Below are 15,950 nucleotides of genomic sequence, written 5' to 3'. Positions count from 1 at the left end.
CAGCACAACATGAAAAGACATAATTTTAGCGCAGGACCTTGCGTACTACCAAAACAAGTAATAATGAAAGCTTCTGAAGCTTTATTAGATTTCGATAACGGCTTATCTTTAATCGAAATATCCCACAGAAGCAAACCTTTTGTAGATGTTATGGAAAAGGCAAGAGCTTTAGCATTAGAACTTTTAGGTTTAGAAGGAAAAGGTTATAAAGCACTATTTTTACAAGGTGGTGCTAGTACTCAATTTTTAATGGTAGCGTTAAATTTATTAGAAAAACGTGCTGGTTATTTAAACACCGGTACTTGGAGCGCAAAAGCTATTAAAGAAGCTAAAATTTACGATGATATTTACGAAGTAGCATCATCTAAAAACGCAAATTATAATTATATACCTAAAGGTTTTGATGTACCTTCAGATTACGATTATTTCCATTGCACCTCTAACAATACTATTTTTGGAACTCAAATGAAAAGCTTTCCTAAAATAGATATCCCAATGGTTTGCGATATGAGTAGCGATATTTTTTCAAGAACTTTAGATTTTTCTCAGTTCGATTTAATTTATGCCGGAGCACAAAAAAATATGGGACCAGCCGGTACTACTTTAGTAGTAATAAAAGAAGATATACTTGGTAAAGTATCTCGTAAAATTCCATCAATGATGGATTATAAAGTACACATAGACAAAGGTAGTATGTTTAATACACCTCCCGTTTTTGCTGTTTACACTTCTATGCTAACCATGCAATGGTTAAAGGATTTAGGAGGTATTAAAGCTATAGAAGCAGAAAATGAAAAGAAAGCCACATTAATGTATTCTGAAATAGATTTAAATCCACTATTTAAAGGTTTTGCAGCTAAAGAAGATCGTTCAATAATGAATGCAACATTTACTTTAGAAAACGAAAACCTTAAAGAAACGTTTGATGCCATGGTACAAGAAGCTGGAATTAATGGTATTAATGGTCACCGTAGTGTTGGTGGCTATAGAGCTTCAATGTATAATGCTTTATCTTTAGATAGCGTTAAAGTTTTAGTTGAAGTAATGAGTGAATTAGAAAGTAAAGCTTAATAATTAAGCTGTTTCTCACAAACAAATAAAAATAATTTAATAATTAAGATTCCCTTCCAATAGTTATCGGAATTATGGGAATGAAAAATAAACTTTTTCATGAAAATATTAGCAAACGATGGTATTTCTAAAAGCGGAATTGACGCTTTAGAAAGTGCAGGATTTGAAGTATCAACTACAACAGTTGCACAAGAACAATTAATAAATTACATAAACGAGAATAATATCACGGTACTTTTAGTTAGAAGTGCAACAACCGTAAGAAAAGATTTAATTGATGCTTGCCCAAGTTTAAAAATTATTGGACGTGGTGGTGTTGGTATGGATAATATTGATGTTGACTATGCACGCGAAAAAGGATTAAAAGTTATCAATACTCCTGCAGCTTCATCACACTCTGTTGGAGAATTAGTTTTTGGACATTTTTACGGGATTGCTCGTTTTCTACATAATGCCAATAGAGACATGCCATTAGAAGGAGACACTAATTTTAAAGGATTAAAAAAAGCTTATGCTAAAGGTATAGAATTAAAAGGTAAAACTTTAGGTGTTTTAGGTTTTGGTCGTATTGGTCAAGCTACTGCTAAAATAGCTTTAGGCGCTGGAATGAAAGTTGTAGCCTATGATCCTTACATGGAAAAAGCTAATCTAAAATTAGATTTTTTTGATGGACAAAGTGTAGATTTTAATATTACAACTATCTCTAAAGAAGATGTTTTAAAACAATCAGATTTTATTTCTCTACATGTACCAGCCCAAAAAGAATATATAATAGACGATGCCGAATTTAATATCATGAAAGATGGTGTTATAATTGCTAATGCTGCTCGAGGAGGTGTATTAAATGAAGTTGCTCTTGTAAAAGCTATAGAAAGTGGGAAAGTTACAGGTGCCGCTTTAGATGTTTTTGAAAACGAACCAAAACCAGAATTGCAATTACTTATGAATTCTTCGCTATCTTTAACACCACATATTGGTGCTGCCACAAACGAAGCTCAAGATCGTATAGGTACAGAACTAGCAACGCAAATTAAAGAAATACTACTTTAATCGTTAAAACACGACACTTTAACGAAACAAATAGACGTTATAAATTTTATAAAAGCCTTAATAATTACATTAAGGCTTTTTTTATGTAACTTTTCACTTCAAAAGTAACTTAAAACATATATTAAAAAATGTCAGGAATTTTAGATTTATTAGGAAGCGATTTAGGAAAATCAATAATTAGCGGTGTTGCAGGATCAACAGGAAACGATACTAGCAAAACAAGTAGCGTACTTACAATGGCTTTACCGGTTTTAATGAAGGCAATGCAAAGAAACGCTTCAACTCCACAAGGAGCAGAAGGATTAATGGGAGCTATACAAGGAAAGCACAATGGAAGTATTTTAGATAATCTTGGAGGATTATTTGGTGGAGGTGTTGATGAAGAGGTGAAAAATGACGGAGATAAAATTTTAGGTCACGTTCTTGGAGCTAAAAAACAAGGTGTAGAAAAAATTATTGGAGAAAAATCTGGTTTAGATGCTGGATCCGTAGCAAATATTTTAAAAGTAGCTGCACCTATATTAATGGGCGTAATTGGTAAACAAGCACAACAACAAAACGTTAGTTCATCTAATGGTATTGGTGATTTATTAGGCGGATTATTAGGAGGAAGCTCTGCAGATAAAGAACAAAATTTCTTAGAACAAATTTTAGATGCAGATGGAGACGGTAGTATTGTAGACGATGTTGCTGGAATGGTATTAGGAGGAGATAGCAAAAAGAGCGGTCTTGGTGGATTATTAGGAGGTTTATTTGGAAAATAAACCATTCTTTAAATAAAACAATTATAAAAAGAGTCAAACACAAGTTTGGCTCTTTTTGTTTTTGTTATTGTAGTCCTATATTAAATTTGTATTTTTAATAAAAAACTGAACTTATGAAAAATGCACTATTTATATTTATTGTAATTATTATGCTTTTTGCATGTAATACCACAAAAAAAGCATCTAGTTCTAACGAAGCTTTACAACAAACACAAGTTGGTGATACAATTAAAATTTCTGGAGACAACCAAGAATACGATGTTATAATTATAGAGCCAGGTTTTGGCACCTATCTAGCATCAAGAGCGCAACCAAAAGGATATTATACACAAAATTATATGGAAAGTAGAAATATACGTTATGTTCAAGAATGGAACAGGCGTGTATTAGAACCAAGACGCTATAATCCAAATTTATATGAAATGGAAATTAATTATAGACAAGGTGTAGATTATGGTTACGATGTAAATTATAAAATTTATAACTACTTTATTTATTTTCAAAATACATATAACCAAAATCTTTTAGGGACCAGAGTTCCTCAAAATTAAATTATATTTGCACTCTTGAAAAAACACTTTAATGCAGGAGTTTAAAAAACGTTGGGAGATAACAAAAAATTGGCAACTATTATTCCCTCTATTGGGATTAATAGGTCTCTTTTATTCTGGTTATAAAATTGCAGGACTATTTAGAGAAGAAAATTATATTGCTTTTCAAATTGCATTTGCACTTTTAATTACTTTTTTTCTTTTAAAATTAACATTACTAATTTTTAAAAAGCTAGAAAAAAAATGGATTGTTAATCAGCGTTGGGAAATAATAAGAATCTTTATTGTTTTTGCAATTACTGGATCTTCATCATTATATATAGGAAAGCCTTTTATTAAATTTATAGGAATTACTAAAGAAAACTTAAATACTTTTGCTTATTGGATTTTATATATTATCATTGGGCTAATTTTTTACCAAATTTTATTGGTAACTATTGGATATTTATTTGGACAAGGTAAGTTTTTCTGGGAATTCGAAAAGAAAATGCTACGTCGTTTTGGTTTAGGTAGGTTTTTAGATTAAATGAAACATAAAACACAACATATACTATTTAAAAGTGCCGCAATACTGCTTTTGCTTGTTGTTTTGTTTCCTTCTGCTGTAAAATTTACACATGTTTTTGAAAACCACAAGCATGAAGTTTGTTCAAATCCATCAGATAGTCATTTTCATGAAATTGAAATAGATTGTGAATTCTATAAGTTTAAATTAAACAATACTTTTTCGTTAGTTTTAAACGATGTTATTATACTTAATATAAAGAATAACCACAAAAATATTATTTCTCAATATTTTTATATTAACAGCTATAAAAGCCTTGGTATTGCTTTAAGAGGCCCTCCTTCTTCATTTATTTAATCTCCTATAAATTGCATTATTAAAATGTAATTTACCATTCTTTTTTTTATGATTATTTCATAAAAAACATTCTATTATATAATTAGCTAAATGTATTTATACATTTAACTAATAATACGCTTTAAATTTATGCGTTTATTTTTATTAAGTATACTTTTTATAAGTTGCCAAATTTCAATCTCTCAAAATTGTAGTAATACTATTACTGGTAAAGTAATAGACCAGCACGATGGTACTATTTTAGTTGATGCAAAAGTTACTATTTTAGAAACTCAACAATTTGTATTAACTAATTTTGAAGGCGAATTTAGCATCTCAAATTTATGTAATAAAACATATACATTTGAAGTATACCATGCCTTTTGTGACTCTAAAACTTATAAATTGGAAGTTTCTGGAGATACCTATAAGATTTTTCGTTTAGAACATCATTTAGAAGAATTAAATGAAATTATTTTAGAAGGAAAAAGTGTAGAAATAAAATCTAATACAACTTTAGAAAATAAAATATCTAAAGAAGACTTAGAACATAATAGCGCAAACTCCCTTGGTGATGTTTTAAATAATATCTCAGGAGTTTCCTCTCTAAATACTGGAAACACTATTGTTAAGCCAATTATTAATGGCTTACATAGTAGCAGAGTTGTAGTTATGAATGATGGTTTAAGAATGGAAGATCAAGATTGGGGATCCGAACATGCTCCTAATTTAGATGTTAATGCAATAGACAATATTACTGTAATAAAAGGTGCAAGTGCATTACAGTATAGTGGAAATGCAATAGGAGGAATAATAATTACAGAAAATTCTAAAACACCTGTAAAAGATAGTTTATACGGTAAAACAATAGTTACCGGCGCAACAAATGGCCGTGGAGGGACTGTAACTTCTCAACTAACTAAAAGTTTTAAAAGCGGTTGGTACGGGAAAGCACAAGGTTCTATTAAGCGATTTGGCGATTTTAATGCACCAGATTACAACCTAAGCAACACTGGTGTTTTTGAGCGCAGTTTATCTTTACGTGCTGGTGTTAATAAATTTAACTCTGGCATAGAAGCCTATTATTCTTTATATAAAGTGGAAACAGGTATTTTAAGAGCCTCGCATTTAGGAGGTGCCGAAGACCAAGTTAGAGCTATTAATAGTGCTCAGCCTTTATATATTGATGATTTTACATACAATATAGATGCACCATATCAAGATGTTACACATCATATAGCAAGGATTAAAGCCTTTAAAAAGTTTAATGATATTGGCACATTAAATTTTCAGTATGGATATCAACAAAATAATAGATTAGAATTTGATGTAAGACGTGGAGACGATAAAGACAAAGCATCTTTAGATTTAAAACTTGATACTCATACTCTACTTTTAGATTTAGACTCTAAAATCTCCAGTACTACTAAATTAAAATTAGGCTTAACAGGACAATACCAAACTAATTTTGCAGATCCTAACACTGGAGTAAGAAGATTAATACCAGATTACGATAAATACAATTTTGGAGCTTATGCCATTTTAGATAAAAAAATAAACAACCAATTACTTTTTGAAATTGGAGCAAGGTTTGATTATACTTATCTAAATGCTTTAAAATTTTATAGAACATCGTTTTGGGAAAGTAGAGATTACGACACTACTTTTCAAGATATTGTTATCGATGGAGATTTTGGAGATCAAGTTTTAGCTAACCCAAAATTAAGTTTTTATAATCCTTCAGCAACTGTAGGGTTAAACTATAAATTTAACAACGGTTATAAATTATTATTTAATTACGCTTTATCTTCAAGAGCACCAAATCCTTCAGAATTATTTAGTGAAGGCTTGCACCACTCTGCTTCACGAATAGAATATGGAGATTTACAATTCGATTCTGAAACATCTAGCAAAGTATCTATAACATTGCTACGCGAAAACGACAATTTTAGTTTTTCAATAAATCCATATGCAAATTTTATTAACAATTTTATTGTTATTGAGCCTATAGGTATTTCTCAAACTATAAGAGGAAATTTTCAAATTTGGGAATATAGACAAACCAATGCTAGATTATTAGGAGTAGATATTAATAGCGGCTTTAAATTAACAGATTATTTTCAATTAAAAAACCAATTCTCTTTAGTTAAAGGAAAAGACACCTCTCAAGACGAAGCTTTAATTAATATGCCCGCTGCGAGCACAAAAAACACTATTGTTTATAACAATAAAAAATTGAACAATTTAAATTTAGCATTAGAAAGTGAATATGTTTTTAGGCAAAATGAATATCCTAATAACAATTTTGAAGTATATATCGCCGAAACAGAAACCACAGAAATTGTAGATGTAAGTACACCTCCAAGTGCTTACCATCTACTTAATTTTAACTCTAGTGTAGATTTTAAATTAAATAATAAAACATCATTAACAGTAGGTTTTGATGTTTCTAATATTTTTAATAAATCCTACCGCAATTACTTAAATCGAACACGCTATTATGCAGACGAATTAGGTAGAAACTTTTTAATAAACCTTAAAATAAATTATTAATTTTAGTTACAAAACAATGAAAAACTTTAAATTTATAACAATTACAATTTTATCTCTTTTTTTAGCCACTTCATGTTCTGATGATGATGACAATATCACTATTCCAGTACCTGTAAACGAAGAAGAGTTAATTACAACAGTTAATGTAACACTAACACCTAACGGAGGTGGAACTGCTATTACTTTTCAAATGCAAGATTTAGATGGAGATGGACCTAATAATCCAGTATTTACTTATCCTGATGATTTAACTAATGCTGTTTTAGATGCTGGAGTTACTTACAATGGTGAAATACAACTATTAAACGAAACTGAGGATCCTGCAGAAGATATTACTGAAGAAGTAGAAGAAGAAGACGATGAGCACCAATTCTTTTACACAGCTAGTAGTAGTTTAGATTTAACTACAGAATATGCTAATTTTGATGGTGATAACAATCCATTAGGAACAGAGTTTACAGTTACTACTGGAGCAGCTAGTACTGGAACTTTAACGTTTACGTTACGTCACGAACCAACTAAACCAAACACAGGTTTAAGTGATGCTGGTGGTGAAACAGACGTTGAAGTAGCTTTCTCTATAGAAATACAGTAAACAGAATATTAAAAATAAGTTTATAAAAAAACTCAGAACCATAGCGGTTCTGAGTTTTTTTTTATAATTAAAAATAAAATATTATAATTCTAATATCTGTGCTGCGTGATCTTTAGTTTTTACTTTATCAATTACGTGCTCCACTACTCCATTTTCATCTATTAAAAAGGTTTTTCTATGGATACCTTCATAAGTTTTACCCATAAATTTCTTTTCTCCCCAAACTCCAAACGCATTAATAACTTCTTTGTCTTCATCTGCTAAAAGCGGAAATGGAAATTTATATTTATTTCTAAAATTAGTTTGTCGTTTTTCAGAATCTGCACTAACTCCTAAAATCTCATAGCCTTCATCTTGTAATGCTTTATAATTATCTGTTAAATTACAAGCTTCTGCTGTACAACCTGGTGTACTTGCTTTAGGGTAAAAAAATACTATTAGTTTTTTTCCTTTATAATCGCTTAAGGAAATAGCATTTCCATCTTGATCATTAACTGTAAAATCTGGTACTTTATCTCCTTGCTTTAATGTATTCATAGTTGTAATTTTGAGTTTTCAATAATTTTTATCAAAAATACAATTAATGACTAAACAAGAAAAGGTTGATTTCGTTATAAATACGTTAAATGAATTATATCCAGAAATTCCTATTCCGTTAGATCATAAAGATCCATACACTTTATTAGTTGCTGTCTTACTTTCTGCGCAATGTACAGATGTTCGTGTAAACCAAATTACACCTTTACTGTTTGCAAAAGCAGATAATCCTTACGACATGATTAAAATGAGTGTTGAAGAAATAAAAGAAATTATTAGACCTTGCGGTTTATCACCCATGAAAAGTAAAGGCATTCATGGATTGTCTCATATTTTAATAGATAAACATAATGGTGAAGTTCCAAAAAGTTTTGAAGCTTTAGAAGCCTTACCTGCTGTTGGCCATAAAACAGCAAGTGTAGTAATGTCTCAAGCTTTTGGCGTACCTGCCTTTCCTGTAGACACGCACATTCATAGATTAATGTATAGGTGGAATTTAACTAATGGCAAAAACTTAGCGCAAACCGAAAAAGATGCAAAACGTTTGTTTCCAAAAGAAACTTGGAACGATTTACACCTTCAAATTATTTGGTACGGTAGAGAATACTCTCCTGCTCGTGGTTGGGATTTAGATAAAGATATTATTACCAAAACCATTGGTAGAAGTACTGTTTTAAAAGAATACGAAAAACTTAAAAAGAAAAATTAAATGTATTAATAAAAAAAATCCTGATTTAATAAATCAGGATTTTTAGTCTAATTCAGAAGCGCTTCAAACTTCAATTTTTCATAATTTATAACACTTAAAGCTTTGGAATAATTAAGAATGAAACTTATGGTTTCATCTTTTGGGTTCATTTTGTTTTTTGTTTTAGAATTTTTAGAGTAAATTTTTGCCATGCATTTGTTTGTTGATTCAAATAAATAACGCAGCTTTTATTTTATTATTGTATATGTTTTAATTCGTTAATATTATATTGTGTTTGTCTATTACTTTGCGCATATTAATTAAAGCATAACGCATACGCCCTAATGCAGTATTTATACTTACTCCTGTACGTTCTGAGATTTCTTTAAAACTCATATCTTGATACATACGCATTACTAAAACTTCTTTTTGGTCGTCTGGCAACTCTTCTATTAAACGCCTAACATCACTCTCTACCTGATCTTTAATAATTGCTTTTTCTGCATTTAAACTTGTATCACTTAACACAGAAAAAATACTAAACTCTCCACTATTATCAAATTTAGGCATACGATTGTTTTTTCTAAAATGATCGATTACTAAATTATGTGCAATACGCATTACCCAAGGTAAAAATTTACCTTCTTCGTTGTATTTACCTCTTTTTAGAGTACGAATAACTTTTATAAAAGTATCTTGAAAAATATCTTCAGCAATATCTCTATCATATACTTTAGAGTATATAAAACTATAAATGCGTTGTTTGTGTCTTTTTATTAGAATTTCTAGAGAAGATTCATCTCCATTAATATAACTGCTTATTAATACAGCATCAGTGATAAGTTCTTGTCGCATAACGTTACTTTTTATTGCAGAAGTTAGGGCTTCAGCTTAGGTTAATTAATTTAAAAAGTAATATTATGTAATAGGCTCGACAATTTAATTTGTTAATAACAAGGTAAATATAACAACAATCATTCCGAAAAAACAAAAAAAAATTAATTTTTAACATTTTATTGCACAATAATCTTTTTTATAAGCTTCTTATTAAGTACTATCTTTGCAATTACTTTTATTACAATACTTATGAATATTAAGCTTTCCGAAGTAAATCCTAAACAAAACATTATTATAAAAGGTGCTAATCTGCACAATTTAAAAAATATAGATGTTGTAATTCCTAGAAACAAATTAGTTGTTATTACTGGTTTATCTGGTTCTGGAAAGTCTAGTTTAGCCTTCGACACTTTGTATGCTGAAGGTCAAAGACGCTACGTAGAAAGCTTATCTAGTTATGCTAGACAGTTTTTAGGTAGGCTAAATAAACCTAAAGTAAATTATATAAAAGGTATTGCGCCTGCTATTGCCATTGAGCAAAAGGTAAATTCTACAAATCCACGTTCTACAGTTGGTACAACTACAGAAATTTACGATTATCTTAAACTCCTTTTTGCTAGAATTGGTAAAACATATTCTCCAGTATCTGGTCAAGAAGTTAAAAAAGACACTGTTACAGATGTTTTAAATTATGTAAAATCTATTGCTCTTGGAGAAAAACTATTGCTCCTCGCTCCTATTCATTTAGAAGAAGGTCGTGAAATAAGCGACAAACTAAAAACTTTAAATGCGCAAGGTTATGCCAGAATTAAAGCTAATGGAGAGGTTTTACGTTTAGATAAAACCGAAAGTATTACAGAAAACACCAAAGATTTATTTTTAGTTGTAGATAGAATTGTAACCAAAGATGATGAAGATTTTTATAACCGTTTAGCAGATGCTATACAAACTGCTTTTTTTGAAGGTAAAGGCGAATGTTTTATAGAAAAATTAAGCGATAATAGTGTACAACAATTTTCTAATAAATTTGAGTTAGATGGTATTACTTTTTTAGAACCAAACGTTCATTTATTTAGTTTTAATAATCCGTATGGTGCTTGCCCAAAATGTGAAGGTTATGGCGATGTAATTGGTATTGATGATGATTTGGTTATACCAAATACAGCATTATCGGTATACGAAAATGCTATTTTTCCGTGGCGTGGCGAAAGTATGAGTTGGTACCGTGACCAATTGGTTAACAACTCGCATAAATTCGATTTCCCTATACATAAGCCTTATTTTGAGCTTAGCCAAAAAAACAAAGATTTAATCTGGAAAGGAAATAAATATTTTGAAGGTTTAAATGCTTTTTTTGCAGAATTAGAAAGTAAAGCCTATAAAATTCAAAATCGCGTCATGTTATCGCGTTACAGAGGTAAAACAAAATGTAAGGTGTGCAATGGTAAACGTTTAAGATCAGAAGCTAATTATGTAAAAATAGGTAATGCTACACTTACAGACTTGGTTGAAATGCCACTAGATAAACTTACCAATTTCTTTAAGCAACTGGAATTAAACGATCACGATACAACCATTGCAAAACGTTTATTAAAAGAAATTGAAAACCGATTAGAATTTTTATCTAACGTAGGTTTAGATTATTTAACATTAAACCGAAAATCTAATACATTATCTGGTGGTGAAAGCCAACGTATAAACCTTGCCACTTCGCTTGGCAGTAGTTTAGTAGGCTCTATGTATATTTTAGACGAACCTAGTATAGGTTTACACCCTAAAGATACAGAAAGGTTAATATTAGTTTTAAAAGCATTGCGCGATTTAGGAAACACAGTAATTGTAGTTGAGCATGATGAGGATATCATGAAAGAAGCTGACGAAATTATAGATATTGGACCAGAAGCTGGTACACTTGGAGGCCAAGTTGTAGCAACAGGAACGTTTAAAGATATTTTAGCTTCTAAATCATTAACAGCACAATATTTAAATGAAACTTTAAAAATTGAAGTTCCCAAAAAACGAAGAACCTCTAAATACAGTATAGATATTAAAGGTGCTCGTGAAAACAATTTAAAAAATATTGATGTTTCTTTTCCGTTAGGTATGCTAACTGTAATTACAGGAGTTTCAGGAAGTGGAAAAAGTACTTTAGTTAAAAAAATATTATATCCAGCAATACAAAAAGAACTAACTGGTTTTGGTGATAAACCTGGACAATTTTCAGAATTAAAAGGAAATTATAGCAACGTAAAACATATAGAATTTGTAGACCAAAACCCTATTGGGCGCTCGTCTAGATCGAATCCTGTTACATATATAAAAGCTTACGACGATATTAGAGCACTTTACAGCAAACAAAAAATTAGTACTATAAGAAATTATGCGGCTAAGCATTTTAGTTTTAATGTAGATGGCGGACGTTGTGAAACTTGTAAAGGTGAAGGCGAAGTAACTATAGAAATGCAGTTTATGGCAGATGTGCATTTAGAATGCGAAACATGTAAAGGTAAACGCTTTAAAAAAGAAGTACTTGAGGTTACTTTTGCCGATAAAAATATAGACGATATTCTAAACATGACTATTGATGATGCTATTGCATTTTTTGATGCCAATCATGTTACTAAAATTAAAAACAAATTACAACCATTACAAGATGTAGGTTTAGGTTACGTAACTTTAGGTCAAAGTTCATCTACACTTTCTGGTGGTGAAGCTCAACGTATTAAATTAGCATCGTTTTTAGGAAAAGGAAACACTAAAGAAACAGCTTTATTTATTTTTGATGAACCAACAACAGGTTTACATTTTCACGACATTCAAAAACTATTAAAATCTTTTAACGCCTTAATAGAAAAAGGACATTCTATTATTGTTGTAGAGCATAATTTAGAATTAATTAAATGTGCAGATTATATAATAGATTTAGGTCCAACTGGTGGAGAAAATGGTGGTAATTTAGTGGCTTTTGGTACACCAGAAGAAATTATAAAAGTAAAAACCTCTGAAACAGGAAAGTATTTAAAAGAAAAATTATAATGTTTTAAATTGCTTTTTAGTATAGTAAAAAAGTAATAAAACCAAGTGCTACAAAAGCTATAGGCATTACAAATATTAAAAAGAAAAAAGTAATTAAAGCACTTTTTAAATAACTTAAAAACCAACCTTGATTATAAAACTTTTTTAATGCAATTACCAAGTATATAAAAGTAGATAGTAATATTAATAAATCTATCCAACCTGGTACTGTAGTTATAAAATCGGCAATTAAAAGAATACTAAATACTACAAACAAATAAGAAAAAAAGTAAAATGTAAATACTAAATGGTATGCATATTTTCCTTTATTATAATAGAAAATTTTTAATAATAATGCGAATATTGGTAAAAGTATAAATAGAGCTATTGGCGTTGCTTTTATCATAGAATTCCAAATGGTTCCTATATTTTGCTCTTGATGAAATTTTAAAACTTGTGGATAGATTATTTTCTCTATCCAGTAAGGGTTTTCATGCATACCCATTTCTAGATAAATATCATTTTTAGGTGCATTAATTTCTAATAAAGAATCTACTTTTTTTACATCGTAACCAAAACTAATTTTATTTTTAGATTTACTAAAATCTGTATTTGCAACAATAGAATCTATTACTTTATCATTTTGTCCTGTAAACTGCTGTGTTTTTTTTAAAGTGTTATACAATTCTATTCTATTTAAAGAATCACTTTTTTGAGCTTCTAATTCATTTTTAATTTCTGTAGTTGCTTTATTAAATTCTTGATTTAGTTTTAATTCTTGCTTATTGGTTACAAACGAGAACATAAAAAAGAAAATAAAAGTTACAAACAAGTACAATTGGGCAGGATGTAAAAACGACAAACGCTTTCCAGCTATAAATTTATTAGCCAAAAAACCTGGTTTAACCATTAATGGTATAAAACTTTTAAAAAACTTAGAGTCGTAAAGTAAATAGTTATTTATTGTATTGTAAAAAAGTACACCTAAGGTAAGTTCTTCTTTAGATTTCATGCCACACTCTGGACAGTATTTATAAATACTTCTAAAATTAGAATCGCAGTTTTTGCAACTTTTATATTCTAAAGACATTGGGTTGGTTTCTACATGTAAATATAGTATAAAAAACCAATTTTGAAAAACTTAAACAATAACTAAACTCTATTTAAAATAGGCTGAAACACCTAGTAAAAATAACACTTTTACAGTTTGGCACGCATATTGAAAACTTATATAACAAATAGCGTAGGCTTTTAGCTTTTTTTGAAACGTTCAGAAATACGCATAAATTTAATACCGCAATACTATGAAAAAATTAGTACTATTATTTACAGGATTGTTAATGGGATTAACTACTGTAACAGCAATTGAAAAAAAAGAGAAATCTTTAAATGAAGTTAAACAATTAGAAAATAGAATTAGTAATTATAATTTTATAGAACCTATTCAATTTATTGAGCGCGGAGTAGAATTTTTAATTTTTGCAGATGGTTCCTTCGATTTTAATACAAACTTAGAATCTAACCACAGTAATTATGACGATTATTATAGAAAAACAAATACTAAACGTAGCGCCATAAACAGAACGTTTGGTGCTCCTGGAACTCAAGTCTCCTACTCTACGCCAAGAAGTCGTGGTGTAATTGTAACACACGACAACAATGGTAAAGTAAGACGTATTGGTAATGTATTTGTAAATTATACCCGAAATGGTCAAGTAAAAAGACTTGGTAGTGTTTACATGAAATATAATAGAAACGGGTTATTAACTCAAGTTGGAGGTTTAAAATTAAAATACAATAGACATGGGCAATTAATTAAAACTATTGGCCAAGTAAATTTTAATAATACAAATTATTATAACATTCCAACTCAACAAAATAATAACTCGGGCAACAACTGGAATAGTAATAATGGGCATTTTTACTATAGAAATAATGAAAAAGCACTAAGCTAAAAAGTTAAAAACTTTAATACAAAAGCAACTAAATAAGAAAACCCACAAATTATACAATTTGTGGGTTTTTATTTTAAATAAAATAAATATTATGATCCCATTGCAGAAGCACCAATACCTAAAATAGTAAATAGTATATTAATAACAATTGCAGCTCCTGCTCCATAAAGAGCCATATGGCATGCTTGTTTTGCTTTGTTTGGAGACTTATCTTTACTTGTAAAATAAATAATTGCACCAGCTAAAGGAATACAAAATGATAATATTTTCATTCCTGTTTCCAATTGATCGTTTGGATTGTGGTTTGGGTTGTTTAATTGATCAGACATAGTTTTAGTGTATAAAGGTTAATATTAGTTTTCCTATTGCAATTCCTATAATTGTTAATAAAGACACAGTACCTATTCCAGAAATAATTCCTGTAGTAAATCTTAATATATTATTGCTTTCGTATTTTGTATATGCTTGAATTGTACCATCTATATATGTTGGCAATATCATTATTATAGACCACCATAAAGAGATTTTAATAAAACCAAATGCAAAAACAGGAATTAAAAAATAAGCAAGATTAATACCAGTGCATCTAGCGCAAAGCGGAAACTGTTTTCCTTTGTAAAAAAAAGAGCGCTCCGGTAGCCTATGGCAATAAGAGAAACTTAATTTTGCTCCTTTTATACTATAATTACTTATTTTTATCATTTAAAATAATTGCTTTTTTCTTAAAAAAGCATGTACAAGTTTAAGAATTCATTTTTATAAATAAAAATTATTGAATACTTATTTAATAAAGCATTAAACTTTAACAATTTGAGATCGAAACATAAACGTATTTTCAAAACGTTTTAATTTAGGGCTCAAATTTTCGGCAAAAATAAGATATTGACATCTGTCTATACTTTCTGGAATTCTATTAATTGCCGCAAAATAAAGTCCTTTTTCTGCAAACTCTGCATCTTCAAGAATATACATTTTTAATTGACTAAGATCTAAACTATTCATTAAATACAATTTATTTAAGCGTTTAGGAGTTGCTATTAAAATATCTTGGCCATAGTAAATTTCTTCTCGTTGCTGCTCTAGTGTTTGTTCATCGTAAGCTGCATATATTCTTAATTCTCTAAGTTTAATAAAATCTTCAAATGCTTCTTTAAGCTTTAGTGCTTCAGCTTTTGTTTCAACTAAAATTAAAGCACGAGGCGCATCACCTTCTGGTTTACATTTTAATTTTTGTAAAACACTAATTATAATTGCTGTAGTTTTTCCGCTACCTTTTTTTCCAATACAAAATACATTTGCTCCTCCCTTAATTATTGGCAAGATTTTTTTTTGCAATGGAGTTGGCGCTTCAAAATTATTATTTTCTAAAGCTTCTAGAATTTGTGGGTTTAATTTTTTAAACGACATATTATGTTCTCTAATATTAAGAATATCGCGAAACTACGTGTAATTCTTCAGTTTACAAAACTACAACGTTTTCCTTTTTGGCACGA

18 protein-coding genes are annotated in these 15,950 nt (G+C 29.5%); 11 read left to right on the top strand and 7 right to left on the bottom strand.

Annotated elements, in window-relative coordinates; genetic code table 11:
• The first annotated feature begins 9 nt into the window (after positions 1 to 9).
• From serC to CLV86_RS00930, 8 genes are all read left to right on the top strand, one after another.
• Positions 10 to 1,071, top strand: a complete 1,062-nt coding sequence (serC, locus tag CLV86_RS00965; protein ID WP_076733270.1) for a 3-phosphoserine/phosphohydroxythreonine transaminase — start codon at positions 10 to 12, stop codon at positions 1,069 to 1,071.
• 99 nt (positions 1,072 to 1,170) lie between these two features.
• Positions 1,171 to 2,121 carry a D-2-hydroxyacid dehydrogenase gene (locus CLV86_RS00960; RefSeq protein ID WP_121048568.1) on the top strand — a complete coding sequence of 317 codons (951 nt, stop codon included), beginning with the start codon at positions 1,171 to 1,173 and terminating at the stop codon, positions 2,119 to 2,121.
• A 128-nt stretch (positions 2,122 to 2,249) separates the two neighbouring features.
• Positions 2,250 to 2,885 carry a DUF937 domain-containing protein gene (locus CLV86_RS00955; protein WP_076733272.1) on the top strand — a complete coding sequence of 212 codons (636 nt, stop codon included), beginning with the start codon at positions 2,250 to 2,252 and terminating at the stop codon, positions 2,883 to 2,885.
• 113 nt (positions 2,886 to 2,998) lie between these two features.
• Positions 2,999 to 3,436 carry a DUF6146 family protein gene (locus CLV86_RS00950; protein ID WP_076733273.1) on the top strand — a complete coding sequence of 146 codons (438 nt, stop codon included), beginning with the start codon at positions 2,999 to 3,001 and terminating at the stop codon, positions 3,434 to 3,436.
• Between the two features lie 31 nt (positions 3,437 to 3,467).
• Positions 3,468 to 3,962: a DUF6787 family protein gene (locus CLV86_RS00945; RefSeq protein WP_121048565.1), complete on the top strand. Its 495-nt coding sequence runs from the start codon at positions 3,468 to 3,470 to the stop codon at positions 3,960 to 3,962.
• Complete coding sequence (locus tag CLV86_RS00940) at positions 3,963 to 4,298, top strand: hypothetical protein (RefSeq protein ID WP_121048562.1); 336 nt, start codon at positions 3,963 to 3,965, stop codon at positions 4,296 to 4,298.
• A gap of 129 nt (positions 4,299 to 4,427) precedes the next feature.
• Positions 4,428 to 6,830 carry a TonB-dependent receptor gene (locus CLV86_RS00935; protein WP_121048558.1) on the top strand — a complete coding sequence of 801 codons (2,403 nt, stop codon included), beginning with the start codon at positions 4,428 to 4,430 and terminating at the stop codon, positions 6,828 to 6,830.
• A 16-nt stretch (positions 6,831 to 6,846) separates the two neighbouring features.
• Entirely contained in the window at positions 6,847 to 7,425 is a 579-nt protein-coding gene (locus CLV86_RS00930) for a type 1 periplasmic binding fold superfamily protein (RefSeq protein WP_121048556.1), read from the top strand.
• 81 nt (positions 7,426 to 7,506) lie between these two features.
• On the opposite strand, the gene bcp is transcribed toward CLV86_RS00930, so the two are convergent.
• The gene (bcp, locus tag CLV86_RS00925) at positions 7,507 to 7,962 is read right to left on the bottom strand and encodes a thioredoxin-dependent thiol peroxidase (protein WP_121048553.1); all 456 of its coding nucleotides are present in this window, start codon (positions 7,960 to 7,962) and stop codon (positions 7,507 to 7,509) included.
• A 46-nt stretch (positions 7,963 to 8,008) separates the two neighbouring features.
• Between bcp and CLV86_RS00920 the strand changes: the two genes are divergently transcribed.
• The gene (locus CLV86_RS00920) at positions 8,009 to 8,671 is read left to right on the top strand and encodes an endonuclease III domain-containing protein (RefSeq protein WP_121048550.1); all 663 of its coding nucleotides are present in this window, start codon (positions 8,009 to 8,011) and stop codon (positions 8,669 to 8,671) included.
• A gap of 47 nt (positions 8,672 to 8,718) precedes the next feature.
• On the opposite strand, the gene CLV86_RS14185 is transcribed toward CLV86_RS00920, so the two are convergent.
• Positions 8,719 to 8,862, bottom strand: a complete 144-nt coding sequence (locus tag CLV86_RS14185; RefSeq protein ID WP_170148498.1) for a hypothetical protein — start codon at positions 8,860 to 8,862, stop codon at positions 8,719 to 8,721.
• Positions 8,863 to 8,920: 58 nt separating this feature from the next.
• Complete coding sequence (locus CLV86_RS00915) at positions 8,921 to 9,505, bottom strand: RNA polymerase sigma factor (protein WP_076733280.1); 585 nt, start codon at positions 9,503 to 9,505, stop codon at positions 8,921 to 8,923.
• A 231-nt stretch (positions 9,506 to 9,736) separates the two neighbouring features.
• Between CLV86_RS00915 and uvrA the strand changes: the two genes are divergently transcribed.
• Positions 9,737 to 12,523, top strand: a complete 2,787-nt coding sequence (gene uvrA / locus CLV86_RS00910; RefSeq protein ID WP_121048547.1) for an excinuclease ABC subunit UvrA — start codon at positions 9,737 to 9,739, stop codon at positions 12,521 to 12,523.
• 16 nt (positions 12,524 to 12,539) lie between these two features.
• Here the strand turns inward: uvrA and CLV86_RS00905 are convergent, their stop codons facing one another.
• Positions 12,540 to 13,592: a DUF3667 domain-containing protein gene (locus tag CLV86_RS00905; protein WP_121048544.1), complete on the bottom strand. Its 1,053-nt coding sequence runs from the start codon at positions 13,590 to 13,592 to the stop codon at positions 12,540 to 12,542.
• 214 nt (positions 13,593 to 13,806) lie between these two features.
• On the opposite strand from CLV86_RS00905, the gene CLV86_RS00900 reads away from it, so the two are divergent.
• Positions 13,807 to 14,457, top strand: coding sequence for a hypothetical protein (locus CLV86_RS00900; RefSeq protein WP_147427007.1), 651 nt, complete (start codon positions 13,807 to 13,809; stop codon positions 14,455 to 14,457).
• 89 nt (positions 14,458 to 14,546) lie between these two features.
• Here the strand turns inward: CLV86_RS00900 and CLV86_RS00895 are convergent, their stop codons facing one another.
• The 3 genes from CLV86_RS00895 to CLV86_RS00885 form a co-directional block, all read right to left on the bottom strand.
• Complete coding sequence (locus CLV86_RS00895) at positions 14,547 to 14,786, bottom strand: hypothetical protein (RefSeq protein WP_076733284.1); 240 nt, start codon at positions 14,784 to 14,786, stop codon at positions 14,547 to 14,549.
• 4 nt (positions 14,787 to 14,790) lie between these two features.
• Entirely contained in the window at positions 14,791 to 15,159 is a 369-nt protein-coding gene (locus CLV86_RS00890; protein ID WP_076733285.1) for a DUF2085 domain-containing protein, read from the bottom strand.
• A 93-nt stretch (positions 15,160 to 15,252) separates the two neighbouring features.
• Positions 15,253 to 15,864 carry a DEAD/DEAH box helicase gene (locus CLV86_RS00885; protein ID WP_121048538.1) on the bottom strand — a complete coding sequence of 204 codons (612 nt, stop codon included), beginning with the start codon at positions 15,862 to 15,864 and terminating at the stop codon, positions 15,253 to 15,255.
• Positions 15,865 to 15,950: the final 86 nt, after the last annotated feature.

The sequence above is a fragment of the Lacinutrix venerupis genome, from assembly GCF_003663945.1.
Lineage (GTDB): Bacteria > Bacteroidota > Bacteroidia > Flavobacteriales > Flavobacteriaceae > Lacinutrix > Lacinutrix venerupis.
Note: the sequence above shows the minus strand (reverse complement) of the source record. Positions and strands in the feature narration are given on the sequence as shown.